The following is a 21,789-nucleotide window of genomic DNA, read 5'->3' as shown; positions in this document are numbered from 1 at the left end:
TCTGGAGTGCAGGCAACGGCCACCTGCCGCAAGATGCGGCATATGCGGAACATGCCCATGAATCGAACGGCCGCGTCGCGGGACGGCCAACAAACGCCCACATGGCCGGACGCGGTCTCCTGCCCCTTCGACTTCAGCGAGGGGCTGGACTTCGACCCCCTGCTCGCGGACCTCATGGCCCGGGGCCCGGTGACCCGCGTCCGCCTGCCCTACGGCGACGCCGAGGCGTGGCTGGTCACCAGCTTCGCGGGCGTACGGCGGGTGACCACCGACCCGAGGTTCAGCCGCGCGGCCATCGTGGGCCGGGACTATCCACGCCTGACCCCGGAACCCATCGTCTCCCCGGAATCGGTCAACGTGCTGGACCCGCCCCACAGCGGCCGCCTGCGCCGGGCGGCCGCCCGGGCGTTCACCAAGCGGCGCGTGGAGCGCATGACCCCCGCCATCGAGCGGGTCGCCGGCCGCCTCCTGGACGGCATGGCCGAGCACGGCCCGCCCGCCGACCTGGCCGAGCACCTGTCGACCCGGTTGCCGCACCACACCATCTGCGAACTGCTGGACGTGCCCCCCGCCGACCGGCCCGTCCTGCTGCGCCGTACGCACGACCTGCTGGCCACCGCGCCCGGCGCGCGGCGGGCGGCGGCGGACGCCAAGCGGTACCTGCGCGACTACTTCGCCGCCCTGGTCGCGCGGCGGCGGCGCGCGCCGGGGGAGGACCTGATCAGCGCCATGGCCGCCACCGGCGCGGACGACGCCGAGCGGCCGCTGGACGACCAGGAGTTGGCGGTGCTCGCGGTGACGCTCATCCTGAGCGGCAACGACACGGCCACCTGCCAGATCAGCAACATCGCCTACACCCTGCTCACCCGCCCCGGCCAGTGGGACGAGCTGGTGCGCCGTCCCGAGCGGCTGCCGGGCGTGCTGGACGAGCTGCTGCGCCACATCCCGTTCCGCAAGGGCGTCGGCATCCCGCGGATCGCGCTGGAGGACGTGGAGGTGGAGGGCGTGGTCATCCCGGCGGGGGACTTCGTCCACGTCTCGTACCTGGCGGCCAACCGCGACCCCGAGGTGTTCCGGGACCCGCATGTGCTCGACCCGGACCGGCCCGTCCACCCCCACATGACGTTCGGCTGGGGCGGGCACCACTGTGTCGCCGCGCCGCTGGCGCTGGCGGAGCTGCGGGTGGCCGTCGGCACCCTGCTGGCGCGCTTCCCCGGGCTGCGCCTCGCGGTGCCCGCGCGGAAGGTGCGGTGGGACACCGCGACGATCCGGCGCTTCCCGCTGCGGCTGCCGGTGAGGTGGTAGGACGTCAGGTTTTACCGACGCGTAACTTCCCAGTCGCCGCTACCCGTGCGTAGCTTGGCATGAGCACGGCATACCCGGCCGTGCCCCCAGTGGTCCGGGCCACGAAGGCGTACCGCCCCCGCCCCATTCCTTGAGCCGCAAGGAGACCACTCGATGCTGCCCTCCCGTATACGACGTGCCCTCAGAGCCTGTGCCGTCCTGCTGCTGGCCGTCGCGGCCACCCTCGCCCCCGCCTCCGCCGCCCAGGCCTCGGGCCCCAGCAGCGGCTGGAACGACTACACCTGCAAGCCCTCCGCAGCCCATCCCCGCCCGGTCGTCCTCGTCCACGGCACCTTCGGCAACTCCGTCGACAACTGGCTCGCCCTCGCCCCCTACCTGGTCAAGCGCGGCTACTGCGTCTTCTCGCTGGACTACGGCCAACTGCCCGGCGTGCCCTTCTTCCACGGCCTCGGCCCCATCGAGAAGTCCGCCGAGCAGCTCGACGCGTACGTCGACAGGGTCCTCGCCGCCACCGGCGCGGCCGAGGCCGACCTCGTCGGCCACTCGCAGGGCGGCATGATGCCCCGCCACTACCTCAAGTTCCTCGGCGGCGCCGACAAGGTGAACGCGCTCATCGGTCTCGCGCCCGACAACCACGGCACCACGCTCCTCGGGCTCACCAAGCTGCTGCCGTACTTCCCCGGCGCGGCCGACCTGCTGGACGCCAAGACCCCGGGCCTCGCCGACCAGGTGGCCGGCTCCCCGTTCCTCACCAAGCTCAACGAGGGCGGCGACACCGTGCCCGGCGTCCGCTACACCGTCATCGCCACCAAGTACGACGAGGTCGTCACCCCGTACCGCTCACAGTTCCTCGACGGACCGAACGTCCGGAACGTGCTCCTCCAGGACCTGTGCCCCCTGGACTTCTCCGAGCACGTGGCGATAGGGCTGTTCGACCGGATCGCGTACCACGAGGTCGTGAACGCGCTCGATCCGGCGCACGCGACGCCCACCACGTGCGCGTCGGTCGTCAACTGAAGGGTGACCCGTGAAGTTCAGCCACGTCTTACTCCCCGACCACCCGCTCACCGAGTCCCTGGCCTCCATCAGGCTCGCCGACGAACTCGGCTTCCACGCCTGTTACGCCGCAGACGAGACCTGGCACAAGGACATGTGGCTGCTCTTCGCAGCGGCGGCCGGCCAGACCAGCCGCATCCGCTTCGGCCCCAGCCTCTCCTCCGTCGTCCTGCGCGAACCCACCCTGATCGCCCAGGCGCTCGCCACCCTCGACGAACTGTCCGGCGGCCGCGCCGAGGGCGTGCTGTCCAGCGGGAACTTCGGCCTCCTCGCCCAGTACGGCATCGACTGGGCCCGACAGCGCCCGCTGTCCCGCACCAAGGAGGCGCTGCACGTGGTGCGCACCCTGCTGGACGAGGGCACCCTCACGTACGACGGCGAGTTCTTCCGCTACGACGGGCTGTTCACCTTCGCCCGCCCGGTGCAGGAGCACCTGCCGGTCAAGCTGGGCGCGATGCGGGGGCCCAAGTCCTTCGAGGCGGCGGGCGAGTTGTCCGACGGCTGCCACCACGCGCTCAGCTACACGCGCGAGGCGTACGACTACGCCGTCAGCCACATCCGCGCCGGCGCCGAGCGGGCCGGCAAGGACTGGCGGTCGCTGGACATCGGGGCGTGGGTGGTCTTCGCGACCGGGCCGGACTCGGCCAAGGCCAAGGAGGCCGCCCGGTCGATGGTCGGCATCTACGCCTCCTCGATGCCGGAGGAGCAACTGCGCCGCAACGGCGTCGATCCGGCGGAGCTGAAGCCGGTGATCGACGCGATCGGCGCGGGTGACCTCGCACGGGGCATCGAGCTGACCTCCCCGGAGGTCGCCGACAGGCTGTCGGTGTCGGGCACACCGGAGGAGTGCCTGGACAAGATCCGCCGGGAGATCGAACCGAGCGGGGTCAACCACATCATCTGCCCGATCACCGACCGCGGCCTGGTGCGCGCCTTCACCGGCCGGGACCTGGACGGGGTCGCGGACGTGGACACCCAGTTGCGGCTGATCCACGAACGGATCATGCCGTTCTGGGCATGACGGAGCCGGGGCCCGCCCTGTGCGGGCGGGCCCCGGCCTCGTCCCGTCCGTTACCGCGTGGCCCTGCGGCGCGAGGCGGCGAACAGCGCCGCCGCGCCGACGGCCAGCACGGCCGCGCCGCCGCCCGCCAGGTACGGGGTGGTGCCGCTGCCGCCGGTCTCCGCGAGGTTCTCGCCGCTCGCCGCGGTGACGGGCGACGGGGTGCCGGCGCCGTTGGCCTGGAGCGTGTTGGCCTCGGCGGCCGCCGGGCTCGCGGGCGCGGACGGCCGGGCCGACTGCTCGCCGCCCTGGCCGGCGCCCTGGTCGCCGTTGCCGTTCGCGCCGTGGCCGGCGCCGTGGTCGTCGCCGCCGTGCCCGCCGTGGTCGACCGTCGACTTGTCCTGGCCGGCCTCGATCTGCTGGTCGGAGGGCGCCGACGCGGTCGGGGCGGGGGCGGCCTCCTTGCCGCCGAACACCACGTCGGAGCAGGTGTAGAACGCCTCGGGCGAGTCGGAACGCTGCCAGACCGAGTAGATCAGGTGGCGGCCGGACTTCGCGGGGACGGTGCCGTCGAAGACGTACGCGCCGTTCTCCAGGCGGGGGTTGGTGACCTTGGCGAACGGCTTCGCCTCCAGGTCCGACCACTTCAGCGGCTTGGACGGGTCGTAACCGTCCTTGGTGATGTACAGCTCGAAGGAGCCCTTGTGCGGGGCGGTCGCCTTGTACTGGAAGGTGTGCTTCCCGGCGGCCAGCTTCGACGACGGCCAGTCGGCGCGGGGCAGGTCGAGCCCCTTGTACTTGTCACGGTTGGCGCTGCACAGCTTGCCGTCCGGTATCAGCCGCTTGTGGTTGCCGGCCGCGTTGGCGATGTTGACCTCGTTCCAGTCGTAGAACGCCTGCGTCCCGCTCGCCGCGACCGCCGCCTTGCAGGCCGCCGAGTCCGGGCTCTCCGGCCCCTCGGCGTAACAGGCGGACACCCGGCTGACCGGATCGGTCATCGTGCCGTGCGCCACGGCCGGCGACGCGGCCAGTCCGGCGAGCGCGAGCGGCCCGACGCCCAGGGCGACGGCGGCGGCGGCCGTGCGGCGGCGTGAAGTCATGGTGGCGTTCTCCTTCGACGGGGACGAACAGATGTGGGGGGTTACGGGGCCGGGCTCCGAACGGGCGGCGCAGCCCCCCGGCTTCGGCACCGACGGTCCGGACCAGCCCCGGTGATCAGCAAGCTAGCCCCTCGGAACGCCGAAATCCGCTGCTGGGAGCGGTGGATGAGGATCCTTATGCTCCGCTTAAGGCGACGCTAAGAAGACGCTCAGGAACCCGCCCTTCGCGCGGTCCTCCGCCCTTGGCAGCAGGGTGTGCACCGTTCGTCGACGTCCGCCTGATGCTGTGGCGGGTGGCTCCCTCATGGTCCCCACGGGGAGCCACCGTTCGGCTCCCGTCCTGGAGCAGGTCGCCTTGGACTCCACGTCACACACGGCCCGCGGGGGACCATGGCCACCGAGGTGCAGGAACCGGCGCCGAGCAAGCCACGACGACGGCGCGTAATCGGAAGCGTCACCTTGGCTGCTGCCCTGTTCGCCGGCCAGACTGCGGCGATCGTCGCTCAGCAAACAGCAGATCGCAGACTTGCAGACCCGAGCTGGCAAGCCGGGCCCCAAGGACCGCCGGGTCCACGGGGACTTCCCGGTCCCCGCGGCCTGACGGGGCCGGCTGGAAAGGACGGCAAGGACGGACGCGCCGCGCCCCCCAATGTCGCCCCAGCGACCGACGGGCTCAGCAACGGTCGCGCGCGCCAGATGACGCAGCTCGGCCCGGCGAGAGGATCTCCGTACGCGTCGATGCCGAATCCGATGTCGAGACCGCCACCCTCCTGCTGGTGGAAGCGGATGACCCTGACAAAGAGCTCGGCGACATCGAGAACGTAGGGGCGAAGTGGCCGCTCCTGACGAACGTGAGCAAGGAGAAGGGCGCGTGGCGTTGCAGGCCAGCCCAATGGAGTCAGTCGACGATGGCGCGACCATCAAGGCGGAGGTCCGGGCGGCCTACGTCCCGCTGACCGCCATCGGCACGACCTACGAGGTGGCCAAGAACAAGGCCCTGCCGTGAAGGTCGTGCAGGAGCTGACGGTGGGCAGGCCGCCCATCGGGATGACCAAGTGGAACAAGCCGAAGAACGGAAAAGTCGCCCTTGAGGACCAGCGGAAGGAGCTCCGCTACAAGGTCCAGGGCGGATATCACCGGCGAGGACGAGATCGTGTACGAGGTGAAGAACTGAGCCCATCAGGGCAATGCGACTATCACCTTCGAGGTGAAGCAGCCATGGGGCCTCGGATCGGCATCCGCAGTGGTTGAGGCAGCAACGGAACGGCGTTAAATGCTGGTCAGCAGGCTCCGTTGCCATGCCGTGCCGCCCCGGTTGCGGGATACATCGTCCGGGGCAACAGTGGTTCTTGTAGAGCCTGCGCACCGTTGAGCCGCGACTCCGGTGACATGGGGCCCGCCTCGGGGGCCGGGCCCACCAGCCGGGCTAAGCAGTACACCACAAGCGCACTTGGATTCCTCATGCCCGAAATCGCTCGGCGGCAGGTGTCCCGCATCGTCGGCACATCGTGTTTGGCCGCCGCCCTCGCACTTCCGGTAGGCATGACCACCGCTACGGCCGCGCCCGGCGTCATGGCTCATGGCGCGGCCTCCTCGCCTGCCCAGCCCACGCCCGAGCCGCCGCCGGAGGAGCAGCCGCCGCCGGAGGAGCAGCAGCCGCCCCCGCCGGAGGAGCAGCAGCCGCCGCCGGAGGAGCAGCAATCGCCCCCGCCGCAGGAGCAGCAATCGCCGCCACCGGAGGAGCAGCAATCGCCGGGCCAGGAAAAGCGGGAGCTCCAGCGGCTCACGCCGGCGGAGGAGCAGGACCTCCAGGACCAGTTGGACAAGCTGCCGAAGGAGCTGAAGGACAAGCTCCAGTCGACGCTGGACAAGACGATGGCCGCCGCCAAGGACCCGGCAACGTCGGCGGCGGACAAGGCCACGTACGACAGAATCCTGGGGGAGATCAACGCGGCGCTGAAGGTCATCCAGAACCCGGCAACGTCGGCGGCGGACAAGGCCGCACTGACGAAGATCGTGGCGGGGATCAACGAATCGCTGAGGATCGTCCACGACCCGAAGACTTCGCAGGCGGACAAGAACACGTACAGGAGGCTCGCGCTCGGACTCGCCGAGGCCATGCCGAGTCTCACGGACCCGGCCATACCGGCGGATATCCGGGCGTTCAACAAGAAGGTCCTGGAACTGATCGCTGACAGCCTGCTGGCTGCCCAGGTCCCGAAGACGCAGCCGAAGAAGCCCGAGGACAAGGAAAAGATCAAGAAGATCGTGGAAGAGAACGTCGCTGCCCTGAAGACGTACCGGAACCCGGACGCGACACCGCAGCAGCGGGCCGAGGCCAAGGCCAGGCTGGACCGGCTGGCCGCAGCGCCGAAGAACTCCCAGTACCAGGAGTTCGTCGCGGAGCTCAAGCGCCTGAAGGCGCCGGCGGCCTGCCTCACCTCGGTGGAGAACCGCACCCGTGAGGCCGGCTGGCCGGACGGAGCGCTGTGGGGCGTCTCGGACCAGTCCTGCGCCGACACGGTGGCCGCGGGCGCGTCCGACACCAACAGCAAGTGGAGCCCGGTGTTCCAGTGCGTGCAGCAGAAGCCGTTCTCCCAGTGCACGGGAACCATCCCCAGGGACTGAGCGTACGAGCACCGAAGGTCCCCGCGCGCGAGCCGCGGGGACCTGGCTCGGGCGATGAGTCCCGCCCGCGCCGCCGGTCCACCCTCCGTACGACGAAGGAGCGAGCACCACGACCGATGGTCTACACCGGCGCCGGCGCATCCCTCGAAGGGTACATCTGCGGACCCGGCGAGACCGGCTTCGCCAAACTGTTCAAGTGGTACGAGAACGGCGATCACCGTCGAGACCATGCACTCCGGGCCGACCTTCCACCTCACCGAGGTAAGCGCCACGCACTGGCGGCGGCTCGTCGCGGAGACCGGGGCGCTCGTCGTGGGGCGCAAGCTGTTCGGCCGCACGGGCGGGTGGGAAGGGGATGGGGCTGCCCGTCGTCGTGGTCACCCACTCCGTGCCGGACGGCTGGCCGCGTGAAGGGGCGCCCTCCACTTCGTCACCGAGGGCGGGCCGAAGGCATCGAGCGGGCGGTCTCCCGCGGGCGCCGGCTCGCCGGGGGACAAGCACGTGGGGGTGAACGCCCGACCATGGCCCAGCAGTAACTCGAGGCCCGGCTGCTCGACGACGTCGGCGAAGATCCTCCGCGACTCCCGCCAGAAGGGCGACGGCCTCCGCCACGCAGCCCAGGCCGTCGCCACCATGCCGAACCTCGCCCTGACGCGGTGAAACAGCAGGCCAGGCACCACTCCGGCCTGCCCAGGACTGAGCCTGCTGCAACACCCTTCAGTCGTCGATCCCCAGATCGGCTCGCATCGACCGCTTCATCGCCCCCAGGTACGGCCAGACCTCCTGGTGGAACCCGGCCTCCAGGGCGGCCAGTTCCTCGGCGTGCGCCGAAGGGGCCGTGCAGAGGTCCCTGAGCGACCCGTACGCGGTGTTGAGCCGTGTCTTGGCCGTGCTGCAGGCGCGGAGCACCGTGTCCGGAGCGACCATCTGGGCCTCGGCGTAGCTGTCACGGAAGGCCAGCCTGCACTCCTCCAGCCTGGTCAGGGACCCGGCGGTGTCCTCGCCGCGCCGCACCGCGTGGACGTGGTTGGTCATGGCCGTCACGTACTGGCGCGCGGCGGTGTTCAGCGTGATGTAGCAGGCGCGCCGCCGTTCGAGGCCCTCACGCAGCCGTGCCTCCGCCTGCTCCGCCCGGAGCAGCTCCCTCGCGTGGTCGCGCTCCTCGCGGCGCTGCTCGGCCGCGGCTTGCAGCTCCATCCGCTTGGTGCGGTCCGCGCGGTTCTGGGTCAGCAGCGCGGCCCCCAGAGTTCCCGCCACGCCCACGATCGCGACCAGCAGCCCCACCCAACCGGCGCCCATGTGCCCCCTCCACGTCCTCGGACGACCTGGACCCACCGTAATGGTCATCCCACCCGGCGGTAGCGCCGTTCCGGGCGGCCCGTGCCGCCGTAGCGGAGGGTGACCTCGGCGCGGCCCGTCTCCGCGAAGTACTCGAGGTAGCGGCGGGCGCTCACGCGGGAGAGGGAGCCCGCCTCGGCGCACTCGGCGGCCGACAGGCCCGCCGGGTGGTCGCGGAGGATGCGCTCCACCAGGTCGGCGGTGTGGGCCGCCAGGCCCTTGGGAAGCTCGCGGGAGCCGGGCGGGCGGGTGCCGAAGATCTGGTCGACGTCCTCCTGCCGCGCCTCGTCCAGTTGGGCCAGGCGCGTGCGTACCGACGCCACGTGCAGCAACTGCTCCCGCAGCGCGGCCTGGCTGAACGGCTTGATCAGGTAGTGCAGCGCCCCCGCGCGCAGCGCCGAGCGGATCGTGCCCGCGTCCCGGGCCGCCGTGATGAACAGCGCGTCCGCGCCGTGCCCCGCCGACCGCAGGGCGCGCAGCACACCGATCCCGTCCATGTCGGGCAGGTAGATGTCCAGCAGCACGATGTCGGGGCGCAGCGCCTCGGCCGCGCGCAGCGCCTCGGCACCGCTGTGCGCCACCCCGGCGACCGTGAAACCGTCCACCGCGGACACATAGCGGCTGTGCAGCTTGGCGACCATGAAGTCGTCGTCCACCACCAGCACCGTCGTCACCGGCGACACGGTAGGTCCCGACCACAACGACCACAACGTCCGTTGATTGCGGAAGGGAGACAGCTTCTTAACGTGCGGGCAACATGTGGGCCACTTCACAGGTACGTCCGTACGAAAGGCGGCACGCGTGCGATCGCGCACTCCCCTCGCCCTGCTCGGGGCGGCGCTGTTGGTGCTCGTGGGGCCGCCGCTGCTCTCCACCGGCAGCGGCTCCGGCACCGGCACACAGATCCCCGGGCTCCGGTTCATGGTCCCCAACACTCCCGGCGGGGGCTACGACATCACGGCCCGCACCGCGGCCAAGAACGCCGAGGACGCCGGCCTCACCCACGACATCGAGGTCTTCAACCTGCCCGGCGCCGGCGGCACCGTCGGCCTGACCCGGCTCGTCGGCGAGCACGGCAACGGCCGGCTCGCCATGTCCATGGGCCTCGGCGTCGTCGGTGCCGTCCACACCAACAAGACGCCGGCGACCCTCGCCGACACCACCCCGATCGCCCGGCTCACCGAGGAGCAGGACATCGTGGTCGTCGCCAAGGACTCCCCGTACCGGACCATCCGGGACCTGCTGGCCGCCTGGAGGAAGAACCCCGCCAAGCTGCCCGTGGGCGGCGGATCGTCGCCGGGCGGCCCCGACCACCTCGCGCCCATGCTCATGGCGCAGGCCGCCGGGATCGCCCCGAAATCGGTGAACTACGTCCCCTTCGACGGCGGCGGCGAACTGCTCGCCTCCATCCTCGGCAACAAGGTCGCCTTCGGCGTCTCCGGCGTGGGCGAGTACCTCGACCAGATCAAGGCGGGCGAGCTGCGGCTCCTCGCCGTCACCGGCCCGGAGCGGGTCCCCGGGCTCGACGCCCCCACCCTCCGGGAGGCGGGGCTCGACACCGAGTTCACCAACTGGCGCGGCATCGTCGCCCCGCCCGGCCTCTCCGCCGCCGAACGCGACAAGCTCATCGGCCTCGTCGACAAGCTGCACGCCTCGAAGCAGTGGCGCGACTCCCTGAAGAAGAACGGCTGGAACGACGCGTACCTCTCCGGTGACGCCTTCGGGAGATTCCTCGACCAGCAGAACGAGCGCGTCGGCTCCGTCCTGAAGGAGCTGGGACTGTGAACACACCCGCCGAGCGCCGCTCCTGGCTGCGCGACCACTCCGAACTCGGCGTCGGCCTCCTGCTCGCCGTCCTCGGCGTGCTCGTCCTCACCGACGCGCTGTCCATGAACGCCGTCGCGGGACAGCGCGGACCCGTCGGACCCGCGACCGTCCCCGTCGTCGTCGGCGCGGGACTCCTCGTCGTCGCCGTCCTGCTCACCGCCGACGTGCTGCGCGGCGGCCGCGGCGAGGCCGAGGGCGGTGAGGACGTCGACCTGTCGGAGCCCGGCGACTGGCGTACCGTCCTGCTGCTCGCCGGGGTCTTCCTCGGTGGCGCCGTCCTCATCGGCCCGCTCGGCTTCCCGATCGCCGGCGCGCTGCTCTTCTGGGGCTCCGCGTACGCGCTCGGCAGCCGCCGCACCGACCGCGACCCGCTGATCGCCGCCGTCCTCTCCCTCGTCACCTACGTCGTCTTCACCAATCTGCTCGGCGTCCCGCTCCCCGGCGGCCCGCTGATGGGGGTGCTCTGATGGACTCCTGGAACTCCCTGCTCGACGGCTTCGGCACCGCGCTGACGCCCATGAACCTGCTGTGGGCGGCCACAGGCGTGCTGCTCGGCACCGCCATCGGCGTCCTGCCCGGCATCGGCCCCGCCATGGCGGTGGCGCTGCTGCTGCCGGTGACGTACGGGCTGGAGCCCACCGGCGCGTTCATCATGTTCGCCGGCATCTACTACGGCGCGATGTTCGGCGGCTCCACCACCTCCATCCTGCTCAACACGCCGGGCGAGAGCGCCGCCGTCGTCGCCGCCATCGAGGGCAACCCGATGGCCAAGGCGGGGCGGGGCGCCCAGGCCCTCGCGGCCGCCGCGGGCGGGCACTTCGCGGGCGGCATGATCGGCACCGTCCTGCTGGTCGCCCTCGCCCCGACCGTCGCCGCGCTGGCGGTGGACATCGGCGCGCCCGACTACTTCGCGCTCATGGTGCTGGCGTTCATCGCGGTGACCTCGGTGCTGGGCTCGTCCCGCATCCGTGGCTTCGCCTCACTCCTCGTCGGCCTCACCCTCGGCCTGGTGGGGCTCGACCAGATGACCGGCCGGCCACGGCTCACCTTCGGCTCGCTCCAGCTCGCCGACGGCATCGACGTCGTCATCGTCGCGGTCGGCCTCTTCGCCATCGGCGAGGCCCTGTGGGTCGCCGCGCACCTGCGGCGCACCGGCGGCGACGCCATCCCCGTCGGCCGGCCCTGGCTCGGCAGGGACGACGTCAGGCGGACGTGGAAGCCGTGGCTGCGCGGCCCGCTCATCGGCTTCCCGTTCGGCGCCGTCCCGGCCGGCGGCGCGGAGATCCCCACGTTCCTGTCCTACGTCACCGAGAAGAGGCTGTCGAAGCACAAGGACCAGTTCGGGCGCGGCGCCATCGAGGGCGTCGCCGGCCCCGAGTCCGCCGCCTCCGCCTCGGCGGCCGGCACGCTCGTGTCCATGCTGACGCTCGGCCTGCCGACCACGGCCGTCGCCGCCGTGATGCTGGCCGCCTTCCAGCAGTACGGCATCCAGCCCGGCCCGCTGCTCTTCGAACGCGAACCCGACCTCGTATGGGGCCTGATCGCCTCCCTGTTCGTCGGCATGGTGCTGCTCCTCGCGCTGAACCTGCCACTGGCCCCGGTGTGGGCGAAGCTGCTGCGCATCCCGCGCCCGTACCTGTACGCCGGCATCCTGTTCTTCGCGGCCACCGGGGCGTACGCGGTCGGCGGCGAAGCCCTCGACCTGGTGATCCTGCTGATCATCGGCCTCATCGGGTTCGGGATGCGCCGCTACGGCCTGCCGGTGCTGCCCGCCGTCATCGGGGTCATCCTCGGCCCGGCAGCCGAACAGCAGCTCCGCCGGGCGCTCCAGATCAGCGACGGCAGCGTCACCGGGCTGGTCGACACGCCGTTCTCGGTGACCGTGTACGCCGTGGTCGCCGTCCTGCTGGCCTGGCCGGCCCTGAAGAAGGTGATCACGCGCCGTCGTAGTCTGACGGAATGACCATCCGCCGTGCGACCACCGACGACGTCCCCCGTGTGAAGGCCGTCACCGACGCGGCCTACCACCACTACCTCGACCGGATCGGTCGCACGCCGGCCCCGATGGAGGCCGACCACCCGGCGGACGTGGCGGCCGGGCGGGTGTACGTCGCCGCAGACCCGGTGGTCGGCCTCGTGGTCCTCAGGACCGGGGCCGACCACCTGTACCTCGACAACATCGCGGTCCACCCCGACGCCCAGGGCGCCGGCCTCGGCCGCCGCCTGCTCGCCTTCGTGGAGGAGCGCGCCCGCACCCTCGGCCTGCCCGAGGTGCGACTGCTCACCCACCGGCTGATGCGGGAGAACCGGGCGATGTACGAGCGGTACGGCTACGAGGTCGACGCGCCGCGCACGGCGGAGGACCCCGAGCGCGTCCACTACCGCAAGCCGGTCTCCTGATCCGCGCCCGGCAGGCGGCCCTCTCGGGCGAGGGCCTCCAGGGCGTCCAGCGCCTGGAGGGCGGCGGCGGCCGCCACCGGGTCCCGCTCCTGAAGGCCGCTCGCCGCGAACTCGTCCTCGTCCAGCCGCAGGACCTCCCCGCCGTCCGCCGGCACCCACAGGTCCAGGTCCAGGTCCTCCACGACCACCTCGGAGCCCCGCACCGACGCGGGCCGGGTGACGTCGCAGTACCAGCCCTTGAGGGCGCCCTCCCCGGTGCGCACCTCCTTCACCGCGTACCACCGGTCCCGCCAGTAGTGCTCCGTGAAGACGTCACCGGGCTCGAAGCGCACGAACCCGAAGTCCCGTACGCCGTCCGCCGCCCAGGGCGCCCGGACCGTGAGGAGGGTGCCGTCGTCGGACACGACCTCGGCCGGGTACCGGATCTTCGTACGGCCCGCCTTCACCAGGCGGACGTCAACCGACCGTGCGGACATGCCTCACCTCCGTCGCGCAGATCTCGTAACCGAACCACTTGTTGATCGTCAGCATCGGGCCGTTCGCGCCGTCGTTGCTGGTGTACGCGTCGGTGCAGCCCGCGGCACGGGCCCGCAGCAGCGAGTCCGTCTTGGCCAGCTTCGCCAGGCCCCGGCCCCGGTGGGCGCGCAGGGTGCCGGTCATGCCCGAGACGTAACGGGTCGCGCCGTCGGTGAACGCGGCGGTGAAGGCCGCCACCTCGCCGCCCACCGTCACGACCGTGGAGAAGCCGCGGTCGAGCAGCGGGTTGTCCCAGGTGTGGCGCACCCAGTCCTCGTAGTCGTCGAAGTCCGTGGCGATGTCGCTCGGTTCGTCGGCCGTCGCCTCGGCGTCGGCGACGAACATCGGGCGCGGATCGGCCTCGTAGTCGGCGGCGGTACGCAGCTCGACGCCGGGCGGGAGCGTCCCGGGCAGCTCGGGCAGGTCGGTGCGCGCCAGGTCGAGGCGCTGGAAGTGCGAGGACCGGGTGGGCCGGTAGCCCCGCTCGGCGGCGAACGCCAGGTTCGTGGGGTCGTCCATCGCCCAGGCGTACAGGGATGTCGCGCCCTCGGCCGCCAGGTGCTCCTCGGCGGTACGCAGCAGGAGGCCGCCCGCGCCGTGACCCCGGTGGTCCGGGTGGACCTGCGGGGTGGCGTAGGCCTGACCGGGCTCGCTGCTGTCGTACGCGATGCCGGCATAGGCCGTCCCGATGATCTCGCCGTTCCTCTCGGCGACCAGCAGGCGGAACTTCGCGGCCGGGTTGGCGGTCTCGACGTCGAAGAGCACCGAACGGGGCGTCGCCACCTGGAACGGTATGCAGGCCTGTCGTGACCTGCTCACGGCCTCGGCGTCCTCGGGACGGAAGTCCCGCACGATCACAGTCATGAAGCCGCACGGTACGCGCGCCCCGGCGCCGGCCGCCTCCCAATTACCCCGCCGTCGGGGACAATCGTACCCGTGACCCTGAAGATCTCCGTCGACGCGGCGTCGTCGACCGCCCCGTACGAACAACTGCGCGCCCAGATCTCCGCCCAGGCCCGCTCCGGCCGCCTGCCCGTCGGCTACAAGCTGCCGACGGTCCGCGGCCTCGCGGAGGAACTGGGCCTCGCCGCCAACACGGTCGCCAAGGCGTACCGGGTGCTGGAGACCGACGGGGTGATCGAGACACGGGGCCGCGCCGGCACGTTCGTCGCCGCCGCCGGTGACGCCGCCGCCCGCCAGGCGGCCACGGCGGCCGCCGCGTACGCCGCCGAGGCCCACCGCCTGGGCCTCACCCGTGCCGACGCGGAGGCGGCCGTGGCGGACGCGCTGCGGGCGGCGTACGACGGGTAGACCGGGACCGGGCGGGCGGACCGGGATGGGGACCGGGATGGGGACCGGGCGGGCGGACCGGGATGGGGACCGGGCGGGCGGATCGGGACTACAGGTACAGCCCCGCGTCCCCGCCCCGCGCCTGCTCCGGGACCGCCGCCGGGCTCGTGCCCCGGCGCAGCGCGAACAGCTCGGCCAGCGTCGCCCCGTCCCGGCCCACGCCCTCCTCGGTGCCGAGCCAGGACACCGCCTCCGGGCGGGTCAGCGGGCCGACCTCGATGCGGGCCAGGCAGCGGCCGGGGCGGACCACCGCCGGGTGCAGGCGCTCGAGGTCCTCGTTGGTGGTGACCCCGACCAGGACGTTGCGCCCCTGGCCCAGCAGACCGTCCGTCAGGTTCAGCAGCCGGGACAGCGCCTGCCCGGCCGTGTGCTTGGCCTCCCCCCGGATCAGCTCGTCGCAGTCCTCCAGGAGCAGCAGCCGCCAGCGGCCCTTGGCGGTGCCCTCGTCCTCGCCGATCGCGATGTCCATCAGGTACCCGACGTCGCTGAACAGCCGCTCCGGGTCGAGCACGCAGTCCACCTGGCACCAGTCGCGCCACGACCGGGCCAGCGTCCGCAGCGCCGACGTCTTGCCGGTGCCCGGCGGGCCGTGCAGGAGCAGCAGCCGGCCCGCGATGTCGTCCGGGGTGAGCTTCATCAGCCGGTCCATCGCGTCGGCCACCGGCGCCGTGTAGTTGGGCCGGATCTCCTCCCACGACCCGGCGGCGATCCGGCGCGTCGTGCGGTGCGGGCCACGGCGCGGGGACACGTACCAGAAGCCCATGGTCACGTTGTCCGGCTGCGGCTCCGGGTCGTCTTTGGCCCCGTCCGTCGCCCGGGCCAGGACGGTCCTCGCCAGCTCGGGGTCGACCGCCGTGACCGTGACGTCCGCACCACGGTTCCACCGGGAGACCAGCAGCGTCCAGCCGTCGCCCTCCGCGAGCGTGGCGCTGCGGTCGTCGTCGCGGGCGGAGCGCAGCACCGCGGCGCCCGGCGGGAGCAGGGTCGCGCCGGGCTTGACGCGGTCGAGGGTGGAACTGTGCGCGTGCGGCTGCTCGCCCGTCGCGAAGCGCCCGAGGAACAGCGCGTCGACGACATCGGCGGGGGAATCGCTGTCGTCGACGGTGAGCCGGATCGGCAGGGCCTCATGAGGGTTGGCTGACATGCGCCCCATGATCCGGCACACCCGCGTTCCCCGCACGGGGTTTACGTCCGCGTGCGGACCAGCACGTCGGCCGCCCGCCGGGCGCGCCGCACCACCGCGTACCCCTTGGTCAGCGCCCGGTCGCGGGCGAACTCCCGCCCCACGTCCCGGCCCTCGACCAGGCGCCCGAACCGCTCGATGTCCGTCGCCCGGCGCACCGTCACCCGGCGCAGGGCGTACGGGCCCTGGGCGCGCCGCGCCAGCGCGTTGCCGACGGCCAGTGCCTGCGCGAACCCGGCCCGGCGGACCGCCTCCCGCACCCGCCGGCTGGAGTAGCCGTAGGGGTAGGCGAACGAGACGGGCGCCGTGCCGAGCTGCTCGGCGATGATCTCCCGGCACCGCACGGCCTCCGATCGGAGCCGTTCGTCGCCGAGCTGGTCGAGCTGCGGATGGGTGTGGCTGTGGCCGCCGATCTCGGTGCCCGCGGCGGCCAGTTCCCGCACCTGGTCCCAGTCGAGCATGGTGTCGGGCGCCCCGCTCCCGGCGTACGGGCCGCGCAGCCACCCCGTGGAGACGAACAGGGTGGCCGCGAAGCCGTGCCCGGCCAGCACCGGCAGGGCGTGCCGGTGCACCCCCTCGTACCCGTCGTCGAAGGTGATCACCACCGGGCGGTCCGGCAGCGGGGCGCCGGTCCGCCACGCGTGCCCGAGCCGTGCCGTGGTGACCGGGGTGAACCCGCGCTCGCCGAGCAGCGCCATCTGCGCGGTGAACGCCTCCGGCGAGACGGACAGCCCGTACGCCGCCCGCGCGGGCCGGTGCCCCACGGCGTGGTACATCAGGACCGGGACGGGGCCGGTCATGACGGGGCCCCGACCGGCCCGTACGAGAAGCCGCCGCCCTCGCGGCGGGTCCGCAGGGACCCGCGCAGGTAGCCCCCGGCGGCCACCACCACACCGGTGACGATGGCGCCCGCCCGTCCGGCGCCGCCGGGACGGGCCAGCAGGAAGTCCCGCAGGCCGCGCGCCACTCCGGCGGGCAGCACCCGGGTGGTGTACCGCCGCTCCGTCTCCAGCCCCTTGCCCGCGCCGACGCTGCGGGCGACGAGCGCCTTGGACAGGCCCTCGGCGTAGGCGCGGGCGCGGAAGTAGCGGTACGTCGCGCGGGCGGCCGGGACCTTGTGGTGGATCACCGCCCGGTCGTCGATGAGCAGGACGGCGTCCGGAAGGGCCTTGCCGAGCCGGATGCACAGCTCCGTCTCCTCGCAGCCCAGCGGCCGGGCGTCCCCGCCCCGCCCGATGCCGGTGGCGAACCCGCCCGCCGCGTCGAACGCGCCGCGCCGGAAGGAGGCGTTGCCGCCCAGGACGTTGCGCACCCGCACCCGCCCGGCCGGCAGCCCCCGGTAGGTGCAGCCGACGACCCAGTCGAACTCCTCGGGGAACCAGGTGGGGCGCCGCCCCGCCGCCCAGGCCGGCACGGTCCGCCCGCCGACGGCCACCACCCGGGGGTCGTCGTAGGCCGCGTCGAACCACCGCAGCCAGTCCCGCTCGGCCACGGCGTCGTCGTCGAGGAAGGCGACGATGTCGCCGCGCGCGGCGGCGATCCCGGTGTTGCGGCCGGCCGAGAGGCCGCGGGGGCCCGCGTTGGCGAGCACCCGCACCTCCTCGCCGGCGTCCGCGTACCGCGCGGCGAGCCGCTCGCGCAGCGGCTCGTTGTGGTCGACCACCAGCAGCGTCTCCAGGGCGGGCAGCGACTGCCGGCGCACCGACTCGACCGCCGCGAGGACGTCCTCCCAGCGGTCATCGGTGTACGCGCAGATCACCACCGAGAACCGGCGCCCTCTCAACGGAGCTCACCCCGGGGCACGCTCACCGAGAAGTCGGCCGCGCGGCGGCGCTCGGCGCGGCGGACGCCCTTCTCCCGCAGGATCACCTTCAGGACGCGGATGCCGTCGCGGACGGCGTTGAGGTTGCTGACGCCGTGGATGCGCAGGTACTCGTGGCTGGGCACCTCCTGGACCCGCAGGCCCGCCTTGACGACCCTGATGTTGATCAGGGTCTCGATCTCGAAGCCGGTGCAGTCGAGGGTGATCTCGTCGAGGCAGTGGCGCCAGAAGGCGTTGTAGCCGTAGCAGAGGTCGGTGTACCGGGCGCCGAACTTGGCGTTGACGACGGCGCACAGCAGGCGGTTGCCCAGCCTGCGGACCGGGGTCATGTCGTCCGTGCCGCCGCCGTTGGCGAAGCGGGAGCCCTTGGCGAAGTCGGCGCCGCCGACGAGGGCGGAGACGTACGACACGATCTCCTGGCCGTCGGCCGAGCCGTCGGCGTCGACCATCACGATGATGTCGCCGGTGCAGGCGGCGAAGCCGCTGATGAGGGCGTCGCCCTTGCCCTTGCCGGCCTGCTTGACGACCTTGACGTCGGGCCGCAGCCCACGGGCGACGTCGACGGTGTCGTCGGTGGAATTGCCGTCGACGAGGACCACTTCGTGAATCCAGTCGGGCAGGGTCTTGAAGACGTACGGAAGGTTCTCCGCCTCGTTCATCGCCGGAATCACCACGCTCACCGGCGGAGTGATGGCGAGGTGGGACGTGATGGCCCGGTACTGGGCGGCTATTCGGCCGCTTTCCGAGTCGACGGCATCGCCGGCGGCCGGGCGCACGAAGGAGCTCATGGGTCATTTCCCTCTCGTCCGGTGGACCGCCCACCCCCGGGCGGTCCGGCTGAGTATCCGGTTCGAAAGGGGGGTTGTCCTCACTCGTCCCATGACGGAATGGATCTCCGTGAGTGACGGGTGAGCGGTAATTCGGCCGCGCGCGGTTCGCGCCTCGGCACGGGAAACGTCACCGAGCGCGGCACCCCCCTACCGCGCCCCGCTCCGGAGCCATCGCGGCACGTGAGCCCTCCCCTTGAGCCGCCTTGCGTGATGGACCGGTGCGGGTGGATGTACGACGGTATTGATAATCGGGACTGTATGGCAAGACCTGGGCCGAGGCTCCATTTTTTGCTTCTTTGACCGTACTTTGACGGACTGCCACAAAGACGCCGTACGGGTCCGATCAGTTCCCGTCGGAAAAGCAGAAGGAGATCCTTCCGGCGTACGGGGGAATTGTGGCGCGAGGTACTTCTGCGAATTTCCGCGTCAGGAAATGGCCTTGCGTCGTACGGGGGTGAAGGGTGTCCGTGGCGGTGGCGTCCGGGGCGGTGCGGCGCCGCGGCGGACCCGGGAGCCGGCGCGGTGGGCGAGAGGGGGGGGCGGACGGAAGCGTGCGGCGGCGAGCCGTGGCCGGCAGCCTCCCGCGGAACCCGGCCGCAGTCACAGCCGTCACCGTCACACCCGCCGCCGCACCGGCGCGCGGCGGTGGGGCGTCGTGCCGTCACGTCACGCTCCGCATGGGTGACTTGCCGGCAAAATTCCGGAAAACGGACCTCGAGGGCGGCTACATTTTGACTCGGCGTCAACAACACGCCACGCACGGCTATTGGCATGGACACTGCAGGCTGCTACGAAATTTTCAGGCAGAAATCCTGCCAAAGGGAGGTTCCATGAAACTGTCCCGAGCCGCGGCATTCTCGACCTCGCTCCTCCTCGGCGCCGTCCTGACCCTCACCGGGGCGGGGGCGGCGCACGCCACCGCATCGGCCGCAGCCCTCGACTACGTGGCGCTCGGCGACTCGTACTCCTCCGGAGTCGGCGCCGGCGGCTACGACAGCTCCAGCGGCGACTGCAAGCGCACTCCCCGCGCCTATCCCGCCCTCTGGGCGGCCGCCAATTCCCCCTCGTCGTTCGCCTTCACCGCCTGCTCAGGCGCCCGCACCAACGACGTGACGGCCAATCAGCTCGGTCCGCTGTCCACCGCCACCGATCTCGTCTCCCTCACCGTGGGCGGCAATGACGCGGGCTTCGCCGACGTCATGACCACCTGCGTCCTCCAGTCCGAGGCCACCTGCATCGCCCGCGTCAACGAGGCGAAGCGCTATGTCGACACCACCCTGCCCGGCCGGCTCGACTCGGTGTACTCGGCGATCAGATCCAAGGCGCCGTCCGCACGGGTGGTCGTCCTCGGCTACCCCCGCTTCTACAAGATCGGCGGGAGCTGCATCGCCGGCCTCAGTGAGAACGAACGCCGCGCCATCAACGGCGGCGCCGACCACCTCAACGCGGCGACCGCCAAGCGCGCCGCCGACCACGGCTACACCTTCGCCGACGTCACCCCGGCCTTCACCGGCCATGAGATCTGCTCGGGCGCGTCCTGGCTGCACAGCGTGAACTGGCTCAACATCGGCGATTCCTACCACCCCACGGCCGCCGGACAGTCCGGTGGCTACCTGCCCTCCTTCAGGGGCGCTCTGTAAGGCGCGGCGCTCGGTGACGTGACCCCGTGAGTGGCGGACGGGGTGCCGTCCGTCGGGGTGGCGGTGGGCGTCCCGCCGGCCGGGGAGCCCGTGGGCGTCCCACCGGTGGGGGTCCCACCCGTGGGCGTCCCGCCCGGCGGGTCCGCGTCCCGGCACGTCACCGAGAAACCCACCCAACCGGAATGCGCCCCGGCCGGGCTCCGGACCTCCACCCGGACCCGGTCGCGGTGCGTCCCGTGCCACCCGTACGCCCGCTCCGTGTGCTCCACCTCGCGTACGGTCCCCCCGCCGGAGCCGAACTCGGCCGTCCGCCAGCCCGGGGCGGTGCCCTCGCCGCTCTCCGTCACCCACCGGTAGCCGACGGAGGCGGGCGTGCGGCTCACGGTGATCGTCGCGCGGAAGGACGGCGCCTCCGCCTCCGGGGGCGGACACGTCCCGACGTAACTGCCGCGCAGCGCCCGGGCGTCGACGTGCACGGACGGCGCGGACCGCGCGGCCGTCCGGGACGGCGGGGCCGCGTCCCCGGTCCCTCCGCCGCCGCTCGGCGTGCCGCCCGGCGTGGCCGTCACACGCGGCGGGGTGGCGCCCGCGCCGGTGCCCCGGGCGGCCGGATCGTCGTCCCGCAGCAGGGCGTACGCCAGCCCGGCGGCCACGAGCACCAGGGCGGCCGCACCCGCCGCCACCGCGCTGCCCGCGCGCCGCGCCGGGGCCGGCCGCCCGGCGACCGCGGTGGTCGCCGCACCCGAGCCCGCACCCGAGCCCGCACCCGTGCCGGCACGCGAGCCCGCACCCGAGCCCGCACCCGAGCCCGCACCCGTGCCGGCCCCGCCCGCGGCCGCGCCCCCGACCGGGGACACGCCCGCGTCCCCGGCCACCACCGTCGTGGCGAAGGCGGGGCCGTCCGTCCCGGCCGGAGCCGTGCGCGGGTCGCCGCCCGCGCCCACGGCCCGCAACAGGCGCCCAACCTCCCCGGCCGTGAGCCGCTCGGCCGGGTCCTTGCGCAGCAGCCCCTCGACGACCGGCGCCAGCGGACCGGCCCGGCGCGGTGGCGGCGGCTCCTCGTCCACCACGGCCCGCAGCGTGCCCAGCGGCGTGTCCCGCCGGAACGGCGTGCCGCCCTCCACCGCCGCGTACAGCAGCACGCCCAGCGACCACAGGTCCGAGGCGGGGCCGGGCGTCCGCCCCAGCGCCCGCTCGGGCGCCAGGAAGTCGGGGGAGCCGATCAGCTCGCCGGTCATGGTGAGGTGGGACGTGCCTTCCACCGCCGCGATCCCGAAGTCGCTCAGGACCACCCGGCCGTCGTTGGCCAGCAGGACGTTCGCCGGCTTCACGTCCCGGTGCAGCACCCCCGCCTCGTGCGCGGCGCACAGCGCGGCCAGCACCTCCGCCCCGACACGGGCGGCCCGCCGCGGCGGCATGGGCCCCTCCGCGTCCAGCGTCTCGGCGAGCGTCAGCCCCCGGACCAGCTCCATCACGATCCAGGGCCGGCCGTCCTCGGTCACCACGTCGTACACCGTGACCACGCCCCGGTGCGACACCCGGGCCGCCGCCCACGCCTCCCGCTCCAGACGCGCGTACAGCCGCCGCTCGTCGGCGGAGTCGTAACCGGCGGGCGCGCGTACCTCCTTGACCGCGACCTCGCGGCCGAGCACCTCGTCCCGCGCGCGCCACACGACACCCATGCCGCCCCTGCCCAGCGGACCCAGCAATCGGTAACGCCCCGCCACCCGCCGTACCGCTTCCGGCCCTTCGGTCATAGGACCTCAAGCTAGCTCAAGCCGCCGCGAAGGGGAA

At 72.7% G+C, this 21,789-nt stretch carries 21 protein-coding genes and 1 pseudogene; 12 read left to right on the top strand and 10 right to left on the bottom strand.

Translation table 11 applies throughout. The features are described from left to right. The first annotated feature begins 57 nt into the window (after positions 1 to 57). The 3 genes from E2B92_RS23970 (at position 58) to E2B92_RS23960 (ending at position 3,382) form a co-directional block, all read left to right on the top strand. On the top strand, positions 58 to 1,305 hold the full coding sequence (locus tag E2B92_RS23970; RefSeq protein ID WP_126883637.1) for a cytochrome P450: 1,248 nt from the start codon (positions 58 to 60) through the stop codon (positions 1,303 to 1,305). Between the two features lie 153 nt (positions 1,306 to 1,458). Further along, positions 1,459 to 2,322 carry an esterase/lipase family protein gene (locus E2B92_RS23965; protein WP_126883636.1) on the top strand — a complete coding sequence of 288 codons (864 nt, stop codon included), beginning with the start codon at positions 1,459 to 1,461 and terminating at the stop codon, positions 2,320 to 2,322. A 10-nt stretch (positions 2,323 to 2,332) separates the two neighbouring features. After that, a complete protein-coding gene (locus E2B92_RS23960) occupies positions 2,333 to 3,382 on the top strand; it encodes an LLM class flavin-dependent oxidoreductase (protein ID WP_126883635.1) in 1,050 nt (349 codons plus the stop codon). A gap of 50 nt (positions 3,383 to 3,432) precedes the next feature. On the opposite strand, the gene E2B92_RS23955 is transcribed toward E2B92_RS23960, so the two are convergent. Beyond that, positions 3,433 to 4,461, bottom strand: a complete 1,029-nt coding sequence (locus tag E2B92_RS23955; protein WP_126883634.1) for a lytic polysaccharide monooxygenase auxiliary activity family 9 protein — start codon at positions 4,459 to 4,461, stop codon at positions 3,433 to 3,435. A 1,542-nt stretch (positions 4,462 to 6,003) separates the two neighbouring features. On the opposite strand from E2B92_RS23955, the gene E2B92_RS23950 reads away from it, so the two are divergent. The 3 genes and pseudogenes from E2B92_RS23950 to E2B92_RS23940 all read left to right on the top strand — a co-directional run. Then, entirely contained in the window at positions 6,004 to 7,089 is a 1,086-nt protein-coding gene (locus E2B92_RS23950; RefSeq protein WP_160159779.1) for a hypothetical protein, read from the top strand. 228 nt (positions 7,090 to 7,317) lie between these two features. Then, on the top strand, positions 7,318 to 7,500 hold the full coding sequence (locus E2B92_RS23945; RefSeq protein WP_126883632.1) for a hypothetical protein: 183 nt from the start codon (positions 7,318 to 7,320) through the stop codon (positions 7,498 to 7,500). Positions 7,501 to 7,656: 156 nt separating this feature from the next. Next, a pseudogene (locus tag E2B92_RS23940) lies at positions 7,657 to 7,749 on the top strand (IS5/IS1182 family transposase); the annotation flags it as partial. A gap of 57 nt (positions 7,750 to 7,806) precedes the next feature. Here E2B92_RS23940 and E2B92_RS23935 read toward each other — a convergent pair. Both E2B92_RS23935 and E2B92_RS23930 read right to left on the bottom strand, forming a co-directional pair. Beyond that, on the bottom strand, positions 7,807 to 8,388 hold the full coding sequence (locus E2B92_RS23935; RefSeq protein WP_126883631.1) for a hypothetical protein: 582 nt from the start codon (positions 8,386 to 8,388) through the stop codon (positions 7,807 to 7,809). Between the two features lie 44 nt (positions 8,389 to 8,432). Next, a complete protein-coding gene (locus tag E2B92_RS23930; protein WP_126883630.1) occupies positions 8,433 to 9,101 on the bottom strand; it encodes a response regulator in 669 nt (222 codons plus the stop codon). A 127-nt stretch (positions 9,102 to 9,228) separates the two neighbouring features. Here E2B92_RS23930 and E2B92_RS23925 point away from each other — a divergent pair, with 127 nt between their 5' ends. Genes E2B92_RS23925 through E2B92_RS23910 form a run of 4 tightly spaced genes read left to right on the top strand, consistent with a single transcriptional unit; the run spans position 9,229 to position 12,654 of the window. Continuing rightward, positions 9,229 to 10,212 (top strand): Bug family tripartite tricarboxylate transporter substrate binding protein, encoded by a 984-nt coding sequence (locus E2B92_RS23925; protein WP_126883629.1) that lies wholly within the window; start codon positions 9,229 to 9,231, stop codon positions 10,210 to 10,212. Next, a complete protein-coding gene (locus E2B92_RS23920) occupies positions 10,209 to 10,721 on the top strand; it encodes a tripartite tricarboxylate transporter TctB family protein (protein ID WP_126883628.1) in 513 nt (170 codons plus the stop codon). The genes E2B92_RS23925 and E2B92_RS23920 overlap by 4 nt, the downstream gene beginning before the upstream one ends. Beyond that, complete coding sequence (locus E2B92_RS23915) at positions 10,721 to 12,217, top strand: tripartite tricarboxylate transporter permease (protein WP_126883627.1); 1,497 nt, start codon at positions 10,721 to 10,723, stop codon at positions 12,215 to 12,217. The genes E2B92_RS23920 and E2B92_RS23915 overlap by 1 nt, the downstream gene beginning before the upstream one ends. After that, positions 12,214 to 12,654 (top strand): GNAT family N-acetyltransferase, encoded by a 441-nt coding sequence (locus E2B92_RS23910; protein ID WP_126883626.1) that lies wholly within the window; start codon positions 12,214 to 12,216, stop codon positions 12,652 to 12,654. The genes E2B92_RS23915 and E2B92_RS23910 overlap by 4 nt, the downstream gene beginning before the upstream one ends. On the opposite strand, the gene E2B92_RS23905 is transcribed toward E2B92_RS23910, so the two are convergent. Then, positions 12,633 to 13,130, bottom strand: a complete 498-nt coding sequence (locus tag E2B92_RS23905; RefSeq protein WP_126883625.1) for a DUF402 domain-containing protein — start codon at positions 13,128 to 13,130, stop codon at positions 12,633 to 12,635. The genes E2B92_RS23910 and E2B92_RS23905 overlap by 22 nt on opposite strands. Further along, positions 13,111 to 14,034, bottom strand: coding sequence for a GNAT family N-acetyltransferase (locus E2B92_RS23900; RefSeq protein ID WP_126883624.1), 924 nt, complete (start codon positions 14,032 to 14,034; stop codon positions 13,111 to 13,113). Before E2B92_RS23900 ends, E2B92_RS23905 begins: the two co-directional genes overlap by 20 nt. A 72-nt stretch (positions 14,035 to 14,106) precedes the next feature. Between E2B92_RS23900 and E2B92_RS23895 the strand changes: the two genes are divergently transcribed. Then, the gene (locus E2B92_RS23895; protein WP_126883623.1) at positions 14,107 to 14,481 is read left to right on the top strand and encodes a GntR family transcriptional regulator; all 375 of its coding nucleotides are present in this window, start codon (positions 14,107 to 14,109) and stop codon (positions 14,479 to 14,481) included. An 88-nt stretch (positions 14,482 to 14,569) separates the two neighbouring features. Here the strand turns inward: E2B92_RS23895 and E2B92_RS23890 are convergent, their stop codons facing one another. Genes E2B92_RS23890 through E2B92_RS23875 form a run of 4 tightly spaced genes read right to left on the bottom strand, consistent with a single transcriptional unit; the run spans position 14,570 to position 18,313 of the window. Next, positions 14,570 to 15,673, bottom strand: coding sequence for a DUF5925 domain-containing protein (locus E2B92_RS23890; protein WP_200836974.1), 1,104 nt, complete (start codon positions 15,671 to 15,673; stop codon positions 14,570 to 14,572). Between the two features lie 32 nt (positions 15,674 to 15,705). Next, positions 15,706 to 16,503, bottom strand: coding sequence for a polysaccharide deacetylase family protein (locus tag E2B92_RS23885; RefSeq protein WP_126888816.1), 798 nt, complete (start codon positions 16,501 to 16,503; stop codon positions 15,706 to 15,708). Then, positions 16,500 to 17,486, bottom strand: a complete 987-nt coding sequence (locus tag E2B92_RS23880; protein WP_126888817.1) for a glycosyltransferase family 2 protein — start codon at positions 17,484 to 17,486, stop codon at positions 16,500 to 16,502. Before E2B92_RS23880 ends, E2B92_RS23885 begins: the two co-directional genes overlap by 4 nt. After that, positions 17,483 to 18,313, bottom strand: coding sequence for a glycosyltransferase family 2 protein (locus E2B92_RS23875; protein ID WP_126888818.1), 831 nt, complete (start codon positions 18,311 to 18,313; stop codon positions 17,483 to 17,485). The genes E2B92_RS23880 and E2B92_RS23875 overlap by 4 nt, the downstream gene beginning before the upstream one ends. 872 nt (positions 18,314 to 19,185) lie before the next feature. Here E2B92_RS23875 and E2B92_RS23870 point away from each other — a divergent pair. Further along, positions 19,186 to 19,995 carry an SGNH/GDSL hydrolase family protein gene (locus E2B92_RS23870; RefSeq protein ID WP_126888819.1) on the top strand — a complete coding sequence of 270 codons (810 nt, stop codon included), beginning with the start codon at positions 19,186 to 19,188 and terminating at the stop codon, positions 19,993 to 19,995. Here E2B92_RS23870 and E2B92_RS23865 read toward each other — a convergent pair. After that, on the bottom strand, positions 19,965 to 21,752 hold the full coding sequence (locus tag E2B92_RS23865; RefSeq protein ID WP_126888820.1) for a serine/threonine-protein kinase: 1,788 nt from the start codon (positions 21,750 to 21,752) through the stop codon (positions 19,965 to 19,967). The genes E2B92_RS23870 and E2B92_RS23865 overlap by 31 nt on opposite strands. Positions 21,753 to 21,789 lie beyond the last annotated feature (37 nt).

Origin of the sequence: Streptomyces sp. WAC05374, assembly GCF_004353505.1 — a bacterium.
GTDB lineage: Bacteria > Actinomycetota > Actinomycetes > Streptomycetales > Streptomycetaceae > Streptomyces.
Note: the sequence above shows the minus strand (reverse complement) of the source record. Positions and strands in the feature narration are given on the sequence as shown.